This is a genomic window from Polaromonas sp. P1_G4, assembly GCF_056405475.1.
The window spans coordinates 1-2,253 of record NZ_JBFUCA010000603.1 but is presented as its reverse complement, the minus strand read 5'-3'; the positions used below and the strand labels follow the sequence as shown (position 1 = coordinate 2,253).

At 55.8% G+C, this 2,253-nt stretch carries 2 protein-coding genes and 1 pseudogene; all 3 read left to right on the top strand.

The window, feature by feature from the left end; translation table 11 throughout:
* Positions 1-269: pseudogene (locus tag AC1D1X_RS21105) on the top strand (hypothetical protein); the annotation flags it as partial.
* 130 nt (positions 270-399) lie between these two features.
* A complete protein-coding gene (locus tag AC1D1X_RS21100; RefSeq protein WP_457279020.1) occupies positions 400-852 on the top strand; it encodes a hypothetical protein in 453 nt (150 codons plus the stop codon).
* A gap of 355 nt (positions 853-1,207) precedes the next feature.
* Positions 1,208-1,453 carry a hypothetical protein gene (locus tag AC1D1X_RS21095; protein ID WP_477671197.1) on the top strand — a complete coding sequence of 82 codons (246 nt, stop codon included), beginning with the start codon at positions 1,208-1,210 and terminating at the stop codon, positions 1,451-1,453.
* Positions 1,454-2,253 lie beyond the last annotated feature (800 nt).

Here is a 2,253-nt window from a genome sequence, read left to right as displayed (position 1 = left end):
GTTCCGGCCGCATTGGCTGGGTGGAGATGTCGCGCTCGACGCGCTCGTACACGTACGCCGGGAAGCGTTTTCTGAAAACGAAGTCCGGCTACAAATACAACTGCATCGAGGAAGAGACGGGAGCGCGTTACTGGATCTCTGGCCCCAAGAGGAAAGGTGGCGACACGATGTACGGCGGCATTATCGACATTGATGACGATGCAAGGCTTGAGTACTGGGCCAAAGTCCGAGGCCAGCCGGAGTGTATTCATCTAAAGCAGACCAGGTAACCAGACATGTCTGACATTTCGCCTGGCTCGGACACGCAGCAGCAGGATGCTGCTACGCGGCGCTTGCTGTGCGCCGGGAAGCCCGAACGGTAAGCCTCATCAGCGGCGCATCTCTCATCATCAAACAAGCATGACAGCACTTCGCGAAATTCACAGGCACAAAAGTACCTTGCAGTTGGCACGCAAACTCCTCACTGCGGCAATAGTGCTTCAGCTCCCGTTTCTGATCGAGATCGCGCTCAGACAAGCCGATTTACTGCTTCACCTGAACATCCTGGGCAACAGGCAAATGCCGGAAAAGACGTTTTGGTTTTTGAGCCTCACGGCGTCCGCCCTGGCGATCGTCGGGTTCATAATCGTTTGTCGCCAGCTATCGCTATGGGAAGGCGATCTGGAAAACACCGAATTCGTACAGCGAACCCGGCTACTTGGAACCATGAAAATTGCTGCGGGCATCCAGCTCTTCTTCTATCTCGTCTTTCTGCTTCCGCTGTTCAGCCTCATTCCAGTAGTTTGGGCCAGGTCGAAAGCCACCGCCGCCATTCAAGACCTTGAGGTCTTGATGCCCGCTCGTCGGCGCTAGGCGGAGGAGCAGCAAGGATGCGCGTGCCCCCATGTCGCGCGGATGCGTCATGTGGCCGTTGCGGCCATGCCATCGGACAAAAACGGACCCAGTACAGGTAAGTTTTCTCGGTGCCAAGGCTATAGTGCAAATACCAAACCCGCTCCCGGACCTGGTCCAGCAAGCGGGCAGACTGCAGTGGRGGATTGCGGGGTTTTACAGAATTTTTATACTTGTATGAAATTACAGTGTATTTCTTTGAATCTCAGCATACAAGCGGCTTACAGGAGGTTCTAATGTCCAGATTAGATTGCAAGCGCCAGGTTATACCGCAGGTTTTGCGGCATACATCACGTTATATGTCAGCGACCTGTCCATGAGCACGACGTCGTCCGAACTGCTGAACATCATGTCGGTCCGCCTGTCCATGATTGAATCTGGCGTAACGAACCCGCATCCAATTGTCGTAGCAGCAACGAGGCTTTTGGTTGAGCGGCTCAATGCACTGCCGTCGGGCGAAGCCGTTCAAATTACCTACACAGAGAATCCTCTGCATGCCAAGTACATCAGGCAGAGCACAGGTGAAGTTCTTGCCGAGTTACAGCTGCCCCATGACATATAACCTTTTGCTCCAGCGGACAGCTTCGCCGCCCGCTGAGCGCGAACGTTAAACGGCAGTCATGTTCGGTCCTAATCCAATCGGTCACTGGAGTGGTATCAAAGCGCCGAATACGGGTGGTGGCTATCGCTTTCTGAAAGTGGGGGAGAAGTATCGTGTCGTGCGTCCTTTTTCGGACCATGACAGCGACTCGCACCCGGAGGGCGAATCGTGGACGTTTCTTGGTCACGCATTCCTCCGTACGACGATGGGCTCTCTTTGTTTGTCTCGCTAGATGGGGCAAATGAGTGGCATATTCCTATGCAGTGTCGTCCTGAGGAGCAGGGTAGCGTGGTCGATGAATTCGATGACTATGTACAGTCGGTTTAAGGCATTGGCCTCCGGCGACGAGCCGTTTAACAGGTCAACCCCGGCGGACGCCTACGGCGGCGCCTGGTTTCCGACGTTAGATGCCTCACGCCTCCTCTCAATCGTTTACGCGCCTTCACATCCCAAAAAACATGTCTAGTTTCACCATTTCCGGTCGCTTGGGCCCTGCACTCTTAGGCGGAGCCCTCGTTGCTCTGCTCGGTTGGGTGTCCTTCGGATCACTCCTGCCAGGTGCTGCGGCGCCTGTTGGCGCCTGGATGCTCGGTGCCGCCGTAGCGTTTGGCGCGCCGAGTACATCCAAGGCATGGCGTAGGGTTCTGCTCCTGGCAGGGCTGCTTTCATTTGTGGCGGCCTGGGCAATGTGGGTTGCGGTTTTAGGCGGAACGCAGGGTGCCGTTCAGGCCACACGCGCCGAAAACGCGCCAGGCTTCTCC